General features: G+C 57.4%; 16 protein-coding genes and 1 tRNA gene. 10 read left to right on the top strand and 7 right to left on the bottom strand.

The window, feature by feature from the left end; translation table 11 throughout:
* Entirely contained in the window at positions 1-2133 is a 2133-nt protein-coding gene (locus Q3Y64_RS03165) for a TonB-dependent siderophore receptor (protein ID WP_303560086.1), read from the bottom strand.
* Positions 2134-2677: 544 nt separating this feature from the next.
* Complete coding sequence (locus Q3Y64_RS03160; RefSeq protein WP_303560085.1) at positions 2678-3658, bottom strand: DUF2806 domain-containing protein; 981 nt, start codon at positions 3656-3658, stop codon at positions 2678-2680.
* Positions 3659-4083: 425 nt separating this feature from the next.
* Between Q3Y64_RS03160 and Q3Y64_RS03155 the strand changes: the two genes are divergently transcribed.
* On the top strand, positions 4084-4692 hold the full coding sequence (locus Q3Y64_RS03155) for a recombinase family protein (RefSeq protein WP_303560084.1): 609 nt from the start codon (positions 4084-4086) through the stop codon (positions 4690-4692).
* A 249-nt stretch (positions 4693-4941) separates the two neighbouring features.
* On the opposite strand, the gene Q3Y64_RS03150 is transcribed toward Q3Y64_RS03155, so the two are convergent.
* Positions 4942-5619 carry a hypothetical protein gene (locus tag Q3Y64_RS03150; protein ID WP_303560083.1) on the bottom strand — a complete coding sequence of 226 codons (678 nt, stop codon included), beginning with the start codon at positions 5617-5619 and terminating at the stop codon, positions 4942-4944.
* A gap of 128 nt (positions 5620-5747) precedes the next feature.
* Here Q3Y64_RS03150 and Q3Y64_RS19480 point away from each other — a divergent pair, with 128 nt between their 5' ends.
* Entirely contained in the window at positions 5748-6119 is a 372-nt protein-coding gene (locus Q3Y64_RS19480; protein WP_368506637.1) for a KilA-N domain-containing protein, read from the top strand.
* Here the strand turns inward: Q3Y64_RS19480 and Q3Y64_RS03145 are convergent.
* The gene (locus Q3Y64_RS03145) at positions 6003-7088 is read right to left on the bottom strand and encodes a putative phage abortive infection protein (RefSeq protein ID WP_303560082.1); all 1086 of its coding nucleotides are present in this window, start codon (positions 7086-7088) and stop codon (positions 6003-6005) included. The genes Q3Y64_RS19480 and Q3Y64_RS03145 overlap by 117 nt on opposite strands.
* 443 nt (positions 7089-7531) lie before the next feature.
* Here Q3Y64_RS03145 and Q3Y64_RS03140 point away from each other — a divergent pair, with 443 nt between their 5' ends.
* The 5 genes from Q3Y64_RS03140 to Q3Y64_RS03120 all read left to right on the top strand — a co-directional run bounded on the left by Q3Y64_RS03140 (position 7532) and on the right by Q3Y64_RS03120 (position 10499).
* On the top strand, positions 7532-8443 hold the full coding sequence (locus Q3Y64_RS03140; RefSeq protein ID WP_303560081.1) for a helix-turn-helix transcriptional regulator: 912 nt from the start codon (positions 7532-7534) through the stop codon (positions 8441-8443).
* Positions 8444-8688: 245 nt separating this feature from the next.
* On the top strand, positions 8689-8922 hold the full coding sequence (locus Q3Y64_RS03135) for a hypothetical protein (RefSeq protein WP_303560080.1): 234 nt from the start codon (positions 8689-8691) through the stop codon (positions 8920-8922).
* Positions 8923-8924: 2 nt separating this feature from the next.
* A complete protein-coding gene (locus tag Q3Y64_RS03130) occupies positions 8925-9170 on the top strand; it encodes a hypothetical protein (RefSeq protein WP_303560079.1) in 246 nt (81 codons plus the stop codon).
* 1 nt (position 9171) lies between these two features.
* Positions 9172-9699, top strand: a complete 528-nt coding sequence (locus Q3Y64_RS03125) for a hypothetical protein (protein ID WP_303560078.1) — start codon at positions 9172-9174, stop codon at positions 9697-9699.
* Complete coding sequence (locus tag Q3Y64_RS03120) at positions 9699-10499, top strand: hypothetical protein (protein WP_303560077.1); 801 nt, start codon at positions 9699-9701, stop codon at positions 10497-10499. The genes Q3Y64_RS03125 and Q3Y64_RS03120 overlap by 1 nt, the downstream gene beginning before the upstream one ends.
* 557 nt (positions 10500-11056) lie before the next feature.
* On the opposite strand, the gene Q3Y64_RS03115 is transcribed toward Q3Y64_RS03120, so the two are convergent.
* Positions 11057-12475 (bottom strand): DUF6538 domain-containing protein, encoded by a 1419-nt coding sequence (locus tag Q3Y64_RS03115; protein WP_303560076.1) that lies wholly within the window; start codon positions 12473-12475, stop codon positions 11057-11059.
* A gap of 97 nt (positions 12476-12572) precedes the next feature.
* A tRNA-Leu gene (locus tag Q3Y64_RS03110) sits at positions 12573-12657 on the bottom strand.
* Positions 12658-12748: 91 nt separating this feature from the next.
* On the opposite strand from Q3Y64_RS03110, the gene hpnC reads away from it, so the two are divergent.
* From hpnC to hpnE, 3 genes are read left to right on the top strand one after another with little or no spacing between them, the layout of a single operon-like run.
* Complete coding sequence (gene hpnC / locus Q3Y64_RS03105; RefSeq protein ID WP_303560075.1) at positions 12749-13561, top strand: squalene synthase HpnC; 813 nt, start codon at positions 12749-12751, stop codon at positions 13559-13561.
* A 1-nt stretch (position 13562) separates the two neighbouring features.
* The gene (gene hpnD / locus Q3Y64_RS03100) at positions 13563-14396 is read left to right on the top strand and encodes a presqualene diphosphate synthase HpnD (RefSeq protein WP_101943538.1); all 834 of its coding nucleotides are present in this window, start codon (positions 13563-13565) and stop codon (positions 14394-14396) included.
* Position 14397: 1 nt separating this feature from the next.
* Complete coding sequence (gene hpnE, locus Q3Y64_RS03095) at positions 14398-15699, top strand: hydroxysqualene dehydroxylase HpnE (RefSeq protein WP_303560074.1); 1302 nt, start codon at positions 14398-14400, stop codon at positions 15697-15699.
* Between the two features lie 77 nt (positions 15700-15776).
* On the opposite strand, the gene Q3Y64_RS03090 is transcribed toward hpnE, so the two are convergent.
* Complete coding sequence (locus Q3Y64_RS03090; protein WP_303560073.1) at positions 15777-16283, bottom strand: phasin family protein; 507 nt, start codon at positions 16281-16283, stop codon at positions 15777-15779.
* Positions 16284-16289: the final 6 nt, after the last annotated feature.

The raw sequence follows: 16289 nt of genomic DNA, 5'->3' as shown, positions 1-16289 counted from the left end.
TCAGAGATCGATCTTCACGCCGAGCTTGACCGTGCGCGGCGCCCCGGCCGCAAGTCGGGTACCGGCACCAGCCCAGTATTCTTTGTCAGTCAGATTCTCGATGTTGAGCTGCCAGCTTACTGCCCTAGAGAAGATGTGAGTCGCATAACGCGCGCCAGCAGCGTAGAGCGTCACCGACGGTAACCATGCCTGGTTCAGATCATCAACGGGACGACGCCCTGTGTAGTAGCTGCCCCCATTGAGTGTAAGGCCCGGCACCCAGGCCACATCCAGCGTCAGGAAGGCGCTCGCCGTCCGGCGGGCAGCATTTTCGGGCAGCTTGCCAACGTAGGCCGCCGCGCTCTTGCGGAAACGCGGATCCAGCCATTGTGCCGAGGTGAGCCAGCCCAGATCCCGTGTGATCTTGCCCTGAGTCGAGAGTTCGAGGCCGCGATAGCGTTGCTCGCCATCGGCCACGTAGTAGCCATCGGTGCCGGTGTAGGCACCGGGCCGGTCGATCTGGAAGATTGCCGCAGAAAGCAACGTATCCCCCAGCACCTGCCAGCGCGAGCCCAGTTCGTACTGCTTGCTCACGCCAGGCGCCATCCGCTCACCCACGTTGAGCGCTCCGGTCGGGGCTGTGTCACCCTCCTCCAACCCTCGCGCATAAGAGGCGTAGAGCGAGAGCGAAGTGAGCGGACGATACACCGCGGCAAGCATCGGCGTAGTTTTGCTGACGTCATAGTGGTTGTCGGCCTGGTCGCTTCGATACAGCGAATGCCGCAAACCACCGATGATTTGCCAGTGATCAGACAGCGCAATGCGGTCCATCGCGTAGAAGCCGGTATCGGTGGTATTGAGCTCGGCCGTGGTCGGGCTGGTTGGCGTGGCAGCCCACACGACAGAACCGATCGAAACCGGACTGTAAAGATTCTGTGAAGCCACGGTGTAGGTGGTGCTGTAAATCGCGTCTTGCGACTTGTCCGTCTGCGAGAGCCCAAAGGTCAACTCGTGACGCCGGCCAAACGCGTCAACCGTGCCGAAAAGCTCGCTCTTCACTAGATCGGACTTCACCAGCGAATGCTGGCTCGTGCCCTGGATGCGGCCAGCGCCAGTCGCCACCGTGGCCGCGCTAGTGAAACGGAAGGTAGCCAGATTGCGATCGCGCGAGGTCTGCGCATGGCCACCTTCGAAGGTCAGCGTCCAGTTGTCGTCCAGCGCGTAATCGGCTCGGAGCAAGGCGTTCACTGCATCCGTCTCGAACTTCGAGTCGCTCGGACCGACGCTCTTCTTCGGGTCAACCGGATGCGGCAGCGTAATCACGCCATTGACTGCTGTCGGCAGCGTAACGCCGACCTGCTCGGTGGTCTTGCGGTGATCGTATTCGAGGTCCGTTTTCAAGCGCAGGCGGTTCGACACCTTCCAGTCGAAGGCGGCCGCGGCAAATCGGCGATTGCCGGAATCCACTCCGTCGAGATAGCTGCCCACTGCGCCACCACCCGCATTCAGCCGCAGCCCATACTGGTCATTCTCGCCATAGCGACGACTCATATCCGTGGCCAGTATCGCGGTGCCATACTGATCAAGGTTCATCGATACGCTAGTCAGGGGCTTTGCGGTCGGCCGCTTGGTCACATAATTCACGATGCCCGCCGGCGCAGCAAAGCCGTAGTAGAGCGCGGACGCGCCCTTGAGAACCTCAACACGCTCCTTGTCCTCAAGCATGGCCTGCCCGAAGTTCATGATCGGCAATGAACCGTTCAGCCGGTAATTGGTGCGGTTCTCCACCGCGATGCCACGGATAACCAGCTGATCCCAAGTTTCTCCGCCATTTTGCTGGCGCGTCACGCCGGCGGTGTTGCGCACGGCGTCATACAGGCCGCTGGCAGCCTGCTGATCAAGTGCTTCGCGTGTCACCACATTTACCGTGGAAGGCACATCCATCACATCCGAACCGCGGAAGCTGCCTGCCTCCACCGTATCGGCACGCAGACCACGGGCACTCTGGCCAGTGACGGTGATCACGCCCAGTTCGCTGATCGGAGCTGAGGCGCTGGCGGTAGGTTCAACGGCGCGCGCTGCCAGGGAGAAGAGTGCAAGGAGTACGGCCGCATGCTGTTTTCGGCATGCGGGCAGGACAGACAGGCTGTTCATGAAAAGAGGTTTCCTGCTGGAGTGGAGGACGGCACGGACACCGCATCGTTCGCGGCATGCGAATAATGAGAATGATACGCATCTGCACTCAAGTCAAGAACTATAACTTTCGTCGTAGAAGAGCACACCGGCAAAGGAGGCCACAACTAAGTCGCACTGCACCCTAGGAACAATCACACGCAGTTCGCGTGAACATGTGCGCGCGAGACTCGCCCTTCAAAGTGGGCAGACAGGCTCCGGTTTTGACGGCACCATCAACTCACGCCAGACAGAGCAAACAGGAAAATAAGAAACAGCAACAAATCAGAAGCTTGGGATTTGTTTTCTGAGAAAGATGCTGAACCTATTCGGTTTCCGAAAAGTCCCCAGCACATCGGCAGGTAATGAATAACCCACCGCAAGACTTGAAAACCTAGTGGTGCCCAGGAAGGGCATGATCGAACTATCGAACCCCTCCAAAACCCTCATGAATACTGGGCTTCAGGCTGTGTGTACTAAACAATGTACCACAGAACTACCACAGAAAAATTAGTCAAAAACAGGACTAGTACGGTGGGCTGAGGGTGTCGTTACCTTCTGCGTTAATGGCCAATACTCGGCTCAATGTCACACCCAACACTCTCAGATGGGCAGCAAATGCCCTTAAAAATGTCTCGTCAGGATCTACCGGAACAAGATTTTGAAGCTCGCGACCCGCTCGAGTAAATCCTAATATTTCCCATTTCATTTCCCCAAGATACGGTTTTTCGATCTCAAGGATGTACCCGTTATATCCAAAACGGCCTCGCTGCGAAGCTGTTGGAGCGACACCGTCAAGCGGGTAAAACGTATTGTGCAAGTTAGCCTCGTGGAGCAAGAGCCCTGCATCACGAAGGCTCAGAATATCTTCATAAGACACACCCCACGCTTTGTAGGCGGTATCCAGGCCGCGACCACACAGCGGTATGGTGCCATCCGACATCGCCAATCTGCAGAGTTTTACAAACGAAGCCGCTTCGTCCTGCGATAGTTGCTTCAGCACATCTAGAGTGCGCAGACTAAACGAACCGGGTGAAGCCACCTCTCCGGCAAGAAGCTTTGCCCAGAAAATCTGTAAATCCTCATCGCAGATGTTTTCTGCCTCTTGAAAAAACTTCCGGCGCCAGTCATCCGAAACATCCTGATCCGACACGCTGGAGGGCAATGCTGTAAATGCTGCATCGACGATTGCTTCAATGTTCTTTTGCCCCTCGATTTCCTTTGCGATGAGACGCAATCGAGCGCGCTCGTGCAGTGAGATTTCCTCATCAGTGAGCTTTTCGAGTTTGTACGCATTCTCGGCAGCAGCCTTTCCCTCTGAGGTGATTTTGAGGGCATCGGCTTTGGCAGCGGCTAACGCACGAATCTTATAGGCCTCAGCATCCGCTTCTCTCCGCACGCCAATGGGCTCATAAACAGCGCCCATTCCTTTGCTGATTACCTCGATCAACTTCCTAGTGGGAGCTGCGACACTTTTCAGATTTAGGTCCAATATCTTGATGTCCATGGCATTCCAGGTGGCGTCACGTGAGTAAGTGATGATTGGATCACAGACATGACAAAGGGGCAAAAACTTGCTGGAAAAAATCCGAGAGGTCACCCCTCGCCCGTAGCCCTAGCATCTTCCCCCCGTACCCGGCCCCCGGAGCCACCCTCACCCAGCCGGAGCGAGCGCACTAGCGGCCCTCACCGTCTCGCCCTTGGCCTGCCCCTCACTCGACCCAGCACGGGCACCGCCGGGACAACTAGCGGACATTCTGCCCGGTCCTGCCTCGCCCCTCCCGTCAGTGTCCAGTCAGGCTACACCCCAGCCAGACACCCACCCTTGACAGAAAAAGTGTCCAATCTGAGTTTGTTTTCATCCGATTGACAACAAGGCATGAATAGTCTTAGAGTTCAACTAGACACATTCATCAGCGAGGAGTCAGGAAGATGGGGCACGTAGTCGGATACATCCGCGTCAGTAGCATTGGGCAGAACACTGAGCGCCAGCTAGACGGGATCACCACAGACAAGACCTTCACCGACAAAGCCAGCGGTAAGGACACCAACAGGCCACAACTACAGGCCGCTATCGATCACTGCCGCGAGGGTGACACCTTCATCGTCCATTCCATTGACCGCCTCGCCCGCAGCCTTGGGGATCTGGAGAAGATCGTGGAGACGCTGACCGCCAAGGGCGTAGTGGTCAAGTTCATCACACAGGGGCTCACCTTCACCAATGACCGGGCGGACCCCATGGCTACTCTGATGATGCACATGCTAGGGGCCGTGGCGCAGTTTGAACGGGCACTCATCAAAGAGCGCCAGCTAGAGGGCATCGCCATCGCCAAGGAGGCAGGCAAGTACAGGGGAGGCGTGGCGAAGCTCACTCCTGAGAAGGTCCGCGAGCTGGCTGCAGAGGATGAAGCAGCCAACAGCAAAGGACGGTCAGCACTGGCGAAGAAGTACGGCCTGAGCCGAGAAAGCCTCTACAAGTACCTTGAGCAGGCCGGCAGGATCACCCGCAGCAAGAAGACCGCAGAGGGGGCAGCGCAGTGAGCAGGCCCAAGCCCATACACCCGTTCAAGCGCCCCCTATTCGCCCGAGCAGACCCACAGCAGCCGATCTGCTGGTCTGCGCTGGTCATCTTCGCGCCCCTGATGCTGGCCCTTGCGCCTATCGCGGGGTTGATGGTGTGGGGTCAGTACAGGGCGGACTTGAGAGCTTGGGAGGCTGGGGGATTAATACCCGGAAAGTCGGGGATTAGCGGGCGGAAAAGTTTATGACGTATGACCGTGCTTCCCTGTTTTATTTTTCCCCTGTTTCCGCCTGCATGACTGCAAGCAGCACTTCCGGAGCTTTGGCTTGAAGAGAGGCTAAAGCATGTATTAAGGCAGGTTGTGCGGGGCTGTAAGCATCGAAAAAGGCGTTAATCACAATATCCTTACCGGCATCACTGATACCTGCCGGAGCCAACTTTAGGCTAGCGTCGAAAACATGCGAGACGAGGACATAGTAAGCCGATCTAACAGCTTCCACTTCATTGCGCAGTTCAGGAAAATACAAACTCGCCAGTTGCTCCATCTTTGCTATTGGTTCCGGCACAACAGGCATGTCGCCGCCCATGAGCGCAACTCGGCGGAGCATCTCCAAGCGAGGTTCAAGGCTGCTGGATACTTCCAGCAACTCCTCCAGTTTCACCCTTCGTAGCGTCTTCCACTCCCTCGCGGCCCAGTCTTCGTGGGATATGGCGGCCTTCACTTTCTCCGCTGCCTTGGTGGTCTCTTCCAACTGCCGGACAAGCTCCTTCAGATCGGCCTTGCTGGCGTAGGTCTCGGCACGCTTGCGAATGTATGAGGTCAGCAGCGCAGATAGCGCAACACTGACCACCGATACAGCGAGGATGAGGGCATAGAAGATCCAGTTTTCTAGGATCTGCTGCTGGACGATCTGCTGAGCTATCTCGCGGATCAGGTTCTCGGGCATGGCGTGACTCCAGATGGAATATCGGGGAGCTTACCTCCTTTGCGGGAAGCCCTCCTCCCTGACCACCTCCTCCCTCCCAATCGCCTCTTTCGCTATCCGTCAGGACACCGAGGGGCGTTACTGCCTGAATGACCTGCATAAGGCATCTGGAGGGGAGAAGCGCCACCAGCCTGCCCATTTCATCGACCGAGTTGAAGCGGAAAAGTCTCGGGATTCCGGGAGTTAAAACCATGATGGGCCGCTCAGGTGGCACCTACGTTGCCCGTGAAATCGTCTATGCCTACGCTATGTGGATCAGCCCGGCGTTTCATCTGAAGGTAATCCGAGCGTACGACACGCTGGCGACTCAGGGCGTGGCTGTACATGAGAACGCTACGGCAACATCACAAATGCTCCATCGCCTTTACTTGGATCTCATCACTATCTACAGGAAGGCCAAGCGCAGCACGTGCAATGGAAGAATAAAAGGCCGACTCAGCGTACGTAGCTCCCTTCCCTGACGAGTGCCAGCGAAGATTCTCAAGAGCAGCGTCCTTGAACGTGAGATTGTCAAAAAGCGCATAGCGCTCACAAAGCACCTTGAACCTTATGCCCCGCTCACTCAGGCCATTGAAAAACAAATACACCAGCTCAATCCATGATAGCTGGCTACGGGCAATGCTGATGTAGTGCCATTTCTGAGCTGAAGTCAGAATCTCAGGATCTTGTGAATCAACCCATTTCAGAAGCCGGAAAAGAACCCTGAAAAGATTGTCGAGGTTGTACTCCTGATCGTTATACAAATCGTCCCAGCGCTTCATGACGAGGCTATTTGCAACCGGCTTTGCAGTGGGGGGAAGGGATCGCAACCAATCATTTGAACGCATCGATCTAGATGTGTTCAATAACTCGGCAGGGAGAACATAAGGCGCCCATTCCGCCCCACCATTTTTCCACCACTGCTCAACACTCAGCAACTGTCCAACAATTATTTCCGATTGAAGGTTTTGCTCCCATTCCAGCATCAATGCACGTCGCCCCCGGAAGGCCTCTCGCCCATTGCTGTAACTTTTGAGTATTTCAATTTCGACGAGCAAATCCCGGTAGGCACGGAGCCATGCGAAAAAGGTGTTCTCAAATGCCTGCACGGCTGCCGCACGGTCGCGCTTTTTTTGCTCAATCGCGCTTGCATCATCGCGCTCTTGTCGTTCGGTAGCGTTCTCTCGCGACTCTTTACGCTGGACAGCCAGAGTAGCCAGCAATGCAATGACCGTAATGAACGTGAGCAAGGGGCCAACGGTGCCCCCTAGGTAGCTGCCGAAACCACCCCAATCATCTCCGTTACCTGAGAGCGAGCCACCCCAAAAACGAATCACGTAGGGGGCTACAAACCCAATGGCCGACAGAACAGCGCCGAAAGTTGTCCAAACCAATACGGATAGCGCATTGCTAGCCAACCACGCTTCAAGAGCAGAACTATTATTCTTCATACCGTACCCAACAAGTCGAATGACATAGTCTAACGCAAGCTGCATACCCCCTCTGTCGAAAGGAAGATCCTTCTGTGTTGATCTTTTTTACCTCTTCGGGCGCAAACAGCCCCTGCACCTCTACCGCCGGCACTTGACCCGAACATAGCGGTGACACGTCCCCTGCCAGCGCCTCCTAAACCTGCCGCAATGACATGGTCCCCGTGCAGACGAAGCACAGCAGCTTGACCCCGACCCAGGACTTCCGGCTGTTGTTGCCGGTTGTCAGAGGACAAAAAGACGATGACTGGCCTAAAACCCGCGAAAGAGGCCACGAAGGATGCTAAAAGCAACCCACAGCTCCAGCGACCAGACAAATAAAACACCAAAAATGAGTATTGACACACCTTTGGCGTGTCGGTACAGTATCCATAATACGTGTACAACACACAAAAAAGGTGTTTATGTTGCAGCTCAAAGAACTTCGGCAAATCCAAGGCTTTACGCAGGGCCAGCTCGCAGACATGCTGAAAACCACGCAGCAAACGATTGCACGCTGGGAAGCAGGAAAGTCGGAGCCCAACCTCTCAGCGTTGCGCGATTTGGCTGTGATTTTCGGAACGAGTGTAGATGACCTGCTTGGCACGAATCCGATCAGCCGCAAGCTCACCACAAACCTCCCCTTCTACGCATCCGACAATGAGTGCCACTTTTGGGGGCATCTCGGCATTCTTCTGCCCGGCGAAAAACATACCCGCTGGTACCCGATTACGCTGGAGGAAGCTAAGCGAGTGGGCAGGCTTCTAATAAATGCAACCCCAGATGATGCATGGCTTGCGATACCAACGCTAAACAACAGGATGCTGGTTCTGAACTGCCTTTCTGTTCAACGCATATACATACGAGACGACAACGCAGACGAGGTTACCGACGATGACGTACAAACCTTTGGAGGGGGCGGAGAGTTCCCGTTAGAGCTGTATCGCGGTTTGGCTGATTGGTATCTCAACGAGTGCCAGAACTACTCTGACGTCCTCAAAGAATGGATCCATACTGTTATCAACGCAGAAGAACTGACCAGCGACCGCATCTTCGAACTGGTGTTTAGTACGTATATTCACTATCGCGACGGCTCAGCACAAAGTATCGCAGGGGACGATGAGCGGCTGTGGGACGTGGTGCAACAGCTAACTTACGAGCAGCCCCGCATATTCGACCTAACTGCGGGAGAAAAAGGGCTTGAAATCTACATCCCGGCTGCGGCAGCGCACATGATCGACATGCCCCTTATTCAGGTTGTCGACGGTGGCAAACAGCAGGCCGCTGTGACAGCGCGAGAGGATTCCTTAGCGCGCGAAAAATCCAGACGCAAGTAGCCGCTGGACATTGCTTGGACTCTCGATCCAAGATGAAAAAAAGGCCAGCAAGCCTTTGTTTTACATGGTTATTGTTTGGATTCAAGGTGATAAACCCCGACCATAGCATTATCCGGAAAGCCAACATCCGAAATGCCTATGGAATAAATCAGGGATAAACCCTGACCATAGCAATACCCACACCCCACCAGCCGCTCCAGTGCTGGCTTCGGGGGCTTTTCATCTTTCCCACAAGGAACCAAGCAATGACTCACAGCCACATCCCGGCGCTGCTGAACCGTGTCCGCACGGAAGGCGCCATCGTCCGTCAGACCGCCTATCCGGTCAGCACATTCAACCAGATCAAAGACCTTCAACGCTTCTACGTTGCATCCATCGGACGCCGCCTGAGCACCGGGGAGATTGTCCGCGTGGCAATCGACACCCAAGCGCGCCGAACTCTTGGCGAACAGGCCGGCATCCTGAAGGGAGGCAACTAACCATGGCACAGACGATGACCAAGGCCGAAATGGCCCAGCACCTCCAACATCTCGAATACGCACTCGCTGAATCCCTCAACACCGAGCAGCACCTCGTGGCCGAGTTGCGGCACTACCAAACCCTTGCGGAGCATTACAAACAGCATGCCCAAGGGTGGAAGGACATGACCCAGCAATACCGCGCTGTAGCCGAGGCCATGAACGCAGACCTAGAGCGCCTTCATACGGCCAAGAAGGAGGGTTGCTGATATGACGCAGGTTCAGAACAAGCACCCCGAGGCCCGGCAAGCCCGCGCGATTCCTGGAGCCACCTTCATCACCCCTGACGGAGAAGCCTACCGAGTACGCCGAGTTGTTGCAGAAGGTCATTTGTACTTTGTCTGGGCGGATGTGCTCCGCGCTCTGGAGTTGAAGAGCCGGGGCAGCAGCACAACCAATCTGGCCCGCGTAGTCCCCTCCGAAGAAATGCGGAGCGCTCCAGCAGGACTCCTCAGCGGAAGCGGCATGAACGGAACTACCCTGGTTACGCGCAAAGGAATCAGCACGTACCTGAAAACATCCCGGCAGTCGAATGCACCAGCATTCCAAGCATGGATGAACGGAGAAGACGTTTCATGCACGGAACAGGGCAACCTCTTCACGGAAATGCCCGACACAGTACTGAAGCGGGCTCTTCGCCAAGCTGAGGAAGAACGGGACAGGCTCGCTGAAGAAGTCCGCAGGCTGATCGACATCAGCGCTGCTAACGAAGCTCATCAGCAGCAGGAAGCCGCCTGATGCTGGAAGCCAAGCGAGAACTTGAGCAGAGCCGGGAAACCGGCCTCCCGATCCCCGCAGAGTTGCCCCAGCAGCTTTTGCTGGAGGACATCGGCACAGCCCCTGAGCTGTTCCACTGCCGGAAGCCCCCGCAGTACGTCAGCAAGATGCACTCTGCCGAGCTGGCGAAGGTCATCACCGCCACCGGAGCTGCCCTTGATCCTGTCCTGATCTTCTGGACTGGTCAGGGCTGGGTCTGTGTGGATGGTCATCACCGGCTGGACGCCTACCGGGCAGCTAAATGGGGTGGCCGGGAGGTGCCCGTGGAGGCTCTTGGGGCTGAGGTCAGCATTGATGAGGCAATCACCGAAGCTGTCCGCAGGAACTCAAAGGCATCTCTGGTGCTGTCCAAGGGTGAGCGCATGGCGGCAGCGTGGCGACTGGTCATCGGCACAGGCGTAAGCAAGCAAGGGATCGTCAGGGCCACGGGTGTGGCAGATGGCACTGTCGCCAATATGCGCAGGGTCAGTAAGCAGCTCCTCACCCAGCACCCAGCGCGAGACTTGAGCGGGACACGATGGGAGGCAGCACAGAGGGAGGCCAAGGGATTGGCACCTCTGGAGCGGCCTGACATTGATGCAGCCAAGGAAGCACGCGCCAAGGCGATGGCTAACAAGCTGGTCAGGGCACTGGGAAAGCTGCCCTATCAAGCCATGGAAACCCTTGCGGATGCTCTTGAGATGTACAACGCCCAGATTCCTGCTGTCCTCACCGAGTATTGGGGAGGCGTAACGGAGAACTTGGGAGAGTTGGACTTCTGAGGCATCCAGCCGGGGCAACTTGAGAGCACACGGGAGGGGATCGGCTGGGGAAACTGGAAGGCCTCCTCCCGTGCATCGTTACAGGGTGCATTTTGCACAGGGACCAGTCGCGTAAAACGGGTGATTGATTTGCAAGGGTGTCGTCCCCATGTAGTGAGGACGGCACTTTTGACCGTTCTACATGAAAGGATGTATATGACAAGCGATAATTCCAACGCCGGCCACGGCAACCGCGACGATGAGCAACTCCTTACGCAAGCCGCTACGGAGCTGAAAAGGGCGATAAGCGAGGCGCGTATCAGACCCCGGGGGGTACGTGTCTCCCCTGATCTTTATATAAAAATGCACGACGAGGGGGATATCAAAGTTTTGCTTGCAACGCCGGGTGGGTTTCCTGATTTGACTGCGTACGGGGTGCTGCTGCCCTTTATTGATGGAAATGTGTACGTTTCTGCTGACCCATTGCTCCCGCGCCAAGGGAGGCAGTTTGAGCTCCCCGTGTCTTCGTAATCCTTTGTTGTAGGCGGATGGCTTGAGTCAGGTTTGCCCGAGCAGACTTAGGAATCGCCAGCGGCGAGCTGGAGATACTTCTGGCGGATGCTCAGAGGGTGGCCTTCGCCATAGACGCGGGTTCCCGTGTCCTTTGCGGCGTGCCCTGTAATCTCGTCTTGAATCTCTTTGGGGCACTCCACGGCCCGCAGTCGGTCCCGCAATGTGTGGCGGAAGTCGTGCGTGGTGTGGTCAATCCCCTGCGCCTTGAGCCATTTGTTCAACGTGGCCGAAGCGGAGCCACCCTGCAGCCTGCCGTCGTCCCCAATGTATTGCGGGAAGGCGTAGAGCTGTCCGGCTTTGGCAGTTTCCTTAATGCGACGTGCAGCCCACAGCGCCGCACCAACAAGGGGAACCTCCCGGCGATGCAGGCGAGCAGCTTGTCCGTTCTGTGCGGGCTTGTCGGTCTTGATACCCCGCGCTTCATTCCGGGTGTAAATGACGGAGGGGATATCACCATCTAGCCGGAGGTCGTCCAGCAATAGGCCCGCAGGTTCCCCCACGCGGGTTCCTGTCCCGAGCTGGAGCGCCAACAGCCAGCGGATAGGGTCATCCTTCTCCCGACAGAGCTGTGCAGCCTTCAGCCAGTCAGTAGCGGAAAGAGGCTTCCCTGTCTCCGCGTCAGTCCCCTCCCCCTTGATCCTGATGTCTCCAAAAGGATTGACCGGAGCAGCCTGACCGGGCCTATGCGGCATGACTTTTTCTAGCACGTATGCGGCGTAGATCGCATGGAGGGCACGGAAGCGGCGGCGAACTGTGGTGGTCTTCACCCCACGCGCCAACTCTGCATCCCGGTATGCCTTAGCATCATCCCGCGTCAGGGCCAGCATGGCCTTGTTCGGAACAGCAGCCACAAACCCTGTCACAGCAATAGTGGAGGACTTCCGCAACTCTTTGCTGTCACCCTTCACATGCTCCGCAAGATACACCTCCAGAGCATCCGCCATCGTGTCCCGCTTTGGCTTGAGTAGCTCCAAGGCGGCAAGCTGCGCCGGAGTCAGATACTCCGCAGGGGCAGACTCCCGATACGTGACCTCACAGCCAGCAGCGTGCCTCTGGCGGGCATCCTCGAAAGGGTCCAGCAGTCGCCCCAGCAGAATCTCATCGGGCGAGGGGTCATGCGGATCAATGCCATGTGCTAGAAGAAGCTCGCGCCCCTGAGCCATAGCAGAAGTGGGCACCGCCATTGCACCACTGCGGAGCTGCGCCCACTCCAATTCATAACGGGCGTTCAGGCGCTCCACCTGTCGCAATGCGGCTTGGTGGTCTTTGGTGTTTAACGGGTGCTTGATAAGAACCGTCCCGTAATGCTCGCGCAGATCCTTAGGCACGCTACGCTGGAAGTAAATCCAACCATCACGGACGTAAGTATTCTTTATTCGGAACACGAGAAGGGACAGGAGAGAGCTGTGGTTGTGTTGTTTCAAGGTGGCCTCTTCACGGGACAACTACCCCAGAACTACCACACACAACACCTGAAAAACACTTCAAGCAATTGATTTAAAAGAAATAATCTTGAAATCCTGGTGCCCAGGAAGGGACTCGAACCCCCACGTATTGCTACGCCAGAACCTAAATCTGGTGCGTCTACCAATTTCGCCACCTGGGCCTTGAGGGGGCTGCGAGCGCAGCACACCGAAAGGAGGCGCGCATTATAGCGCGGCCGAAGCCTGCTGAGGGCAGCTATACTCGCAGCCCTCATGAGCGTTGATCATTACGAGAACTTTCCGGTTGCTTCCATCCTCCTGCCACGCCATCTGCGTGAGCCAGTGGAGGCCATCTATGTTTTCGCCCGCACAGCGGACGATATTGCTGACGAAGGCGATGCGTCACCTGCAGAGCGCCTGGCGAGCCTCGCCAGATACCAGCAACAGCTTGATCAGATAGAAGCCGGCAGCACACCGGACGAGCCGCTGTTTGCCCGTCTGGCGCTGAATGTGCGCCAATGGGCCCTGCCGATCCAGCTTCTGCGAGATCTGCTTGACGCCTTTGCGCAGGATGTGGTCAAGAAGCGCTATGCCGACTTTCCGGATTTGCTCGACTATTGCCGCCGCTCTGCCAACCCCGTCGGGCGGCTCCTGCTGCATCTCTACGCCGAAGCTACAGATGAAAACCTGCACCGCTCCGACCTCATCTGCTCCGCGTTGCAACTGATCAACTTCTGGCAGGACGTCGGTATCGATTGGCGCAAGGAGCGCGTCTATCTGCCACAAACAAGTCTTGTGCAGTTTGCGGTCAGCGAAACGCAAATTGCTGCCGCAGATTGCGATGCAGCCTTTCGGGCGCTGATGCAGCATGAAGTGCAGCGCGCCCGTGCCATGATGCTTGAGGGCTCCCCCCTCGCTGCGGCGCTGCCGGGCCGCGTCGGCTGGGAATTGCGACTGGTGGTTCAAGGCGGACTGCGTATCCTCGAGCAGATCGAAGCCGTGGATTACGATGTGTTCCGCCAGCGCCCAGAGCTGGGCAAACTGGACTGGCTGCTGCTCGCCTGGCGGGCTCTTTGGATGAAATGACATGACTCCCGACGAATATTGCGAACAGAAAGCCGCCGCCAGCGGCTCATCCTTCTACTACAGCTTCCGTTTCCTCACCCCGGATCGGCGCCGGGCAATCACCGCGCTGTATGCCTTTTGCCGTGAGGTGGACGATGTGGTCGATGAGACCCACGATCCGGAAGTGGCAGCCCGCCAACTTGACTGGTGGCGCCTGGAAGTCAGCAAGATTTATGCGGGCGAGCCCGATCATCCGGTCGGCAAGGCGCTGGTGCAGGTCGTCCGCGACTTTCGCCTTCCGCAGGAGCAACTGCTCGAAATCATCGATGGCATGCAGATGGATCTGGAGCAGGCGCGCTACGCTGACTTCAAGGACTTGCAACTCTACTGCTATCGGGTAGCCAGCGTGGTAGGCCTGCTTGCGGCCGAGATCTTCGGCTACACGAATCGCCAGACGCTCAAATACGCTCACGACCTGGGCATTGCCTTCCAGCTCACCAATATCATCCGCGATGTGGGCGAAGATGCCCGCCGCGGACGCATTTACCTGCCGGTATCCGAGCTGGAGCAATTCAATGTCCCGGCGAAAGACATTCTCGATGCGCGCAGCAGCGAAAACTTCCAGCGCCTGATGGCCTTTCAGATCGAACGTGCGCAGAAATACTACGATCAGGCCCTGGCTCAACTGCCGGCGGAAGACCGCAAGAGCCAGCGCGCCGGCCTGATCATGGCGGCAATCTATCGCGAGACCCTGCACGAAGTGGAGGCTGACGGCTGCCGCGTGCTGACCCACCGGGTTTCGCTGACCCCGCTGCGCAAGCTGTGGCTGGCGGTGAAAGCCTGGATCAAGAGCTGAAATGAGCACCCGCGTCGCCATCATCGGTGCCGGCTATGCCGGCCTAGCAGCCGCTGTCGAACTGACCCGGGCCGGCGTTGACGTAACCGTCTTCGAAGCTTCTCGCGTGATGGGTGGCCGTGCCCGCGTAGTGGAGAAGGATGGCTTCCGGCTGGACAACGGTCAGCACATTCTGCTCGGCGCCTATACCGAAACGCTGCGCCTCTTGCGCTTTCTGAAAGTAAATCCAAAGCGCCTGCTGAGCCTGCCTTTCGTGCTGCATGTGCCAGGGCGCCTCAACCTGCGTGCGGCCGCCCTGCCCGCTCCGCTACATCTGGCTGTTGGCCTGTTGCGCAGCCGTGAGCTCTCCTGGGCAGACCGTTTTGCAGCCCTGCGCCTGATCCGCTTCCTGAAAAAAAACGACTGGAAGCTTGGTGAGGACTACCCGGTCAGCACATTGCTCAAGCGCACCCGGCAAACGCCCCTGCTGTGCGAGCTGATGTGGAACCAGCTGTGTGTGGCGGCACTCAATACGCCGCCCGAACAGGCTTCCGCTCAGGTATTTGCGAATGTGCTGCGCGACTCGGTCGGCGCCTCTGCCTCAGCTTCCGAAATGCTGATCCCGAGGGTCGACCTCTCGGAACTACTGCCGGTGCAGGCCGGAGTGTACTTGGGCACGAACGGCACTGCGATCCACACCGCAAGCCCGATCAAACAGATAAGCCTGATTGATGGGCGCTTCTTTCTGGAGGGAGATCCGGGGGAGAGCTCGCACTACAGTCATGTCATCGTCGCCACCGCGCCCTATCACGCCAGCAGTCTGCTCGGTAATTTTGCCGAGCTGACTTACCTGCGTGGTCAGATCGATGCCCTGCCACATGAACCGATCACCACCGTATATCTGGCCTACGATGAGGACGTCAGCCTGCCCGAGGCGATGATCCAGCTTTCCGGTTCGGTCGTGCAGTGGCTCTTTGACAAGCAGCGCAGCACCGGCGAGAAAGGGCTGTTGGCAGGCGTGATCTCGGCCAGCGGGCCTCACACGGCACTCTCGCGCGAAGAACTCGCACTGCAGGCACATCAAGCAGTGGAAGCCCTGTTCCCCCTGCGCAAGCTGCCAGCACCTCGCTGGAGCCAGGTCATCACCGAGAAACGCGCCACCTTTGCTTGCCGCCCGGGCGTTGTACGCCCACTCACCATCACACCAGTCAGGAACCTCATGCTGGCGGGCGACTACGTCAATTCCCCCTACCCTGCCACCATCGAGGCCGCAGTGCGTTCCGGCCTCAATGCGGCTCGCCAGGTACTGCGCAACCCGGCCTGAAAGCAAGACAGCAAGGGCCACCGCTGCACGTGCAGGGATAGCCTTCTACCGTCTATTTTGCAGCACAGCCGAGCAGGCTACTTCTTTCCGCCGGGCATCTGGGCAAAGGAAGAGAACGCGTCGCTGGAGGCCTTGGCGACCTGCTCCAGCGTCTTGCGGGCGGTATCAAAAGTGTGCTGCAGGGCTTCAGCAGCGGCGTGACTATTGAGCGGCATGCCCTTGAGCATCTGCTGCATGGCATCGAACATTTCCTGGCCGCCCTTGTTGAGCTGATCACTCACCAGATGGCCCAGTTCGGCCTGCATATCGGAGGTAATCTCGGCAATGCTGCGGCTACAGGAGAACATCTTGTCCGCCGCGTGCTGCGCATAGCGAGCCCGCAACTCCATTGCGTCCTGCGGTGATTTGGCCTGAGCCAGCGCCTTGGCGCTGTTCACGCCGTCATCAAAGATCTCGCGGGCCACATCCACCTGCAATTGCAGAATGCGCTGTGAGCTCTCAATGGAAAGCTGTGCGAGGCGCATGGCAGATTCAAGGTTCTTTTTCTGCATCTGGGCCACTGCGTCTTCCGGTTTCGTTGGCATACAAAA

Origin of the sequence: Uliginosibacterium sp. 31-12 (assembly GCF_030548425.1) — a bacterium.
Taxonomy (GTDB): domain Bacteria; phylum Pseudomonadota; class Gammaproteobacteria; order Burkholderiales; family Rhodocyclaceae; genus Uliginosibacterium; species Uliginosibacterium aquaticum.
The sequence above is the reverse complement of the archived record's forward strand: the minus strand, read 5'-3'. Positions and strand labels throughout refer to the sequence as shown.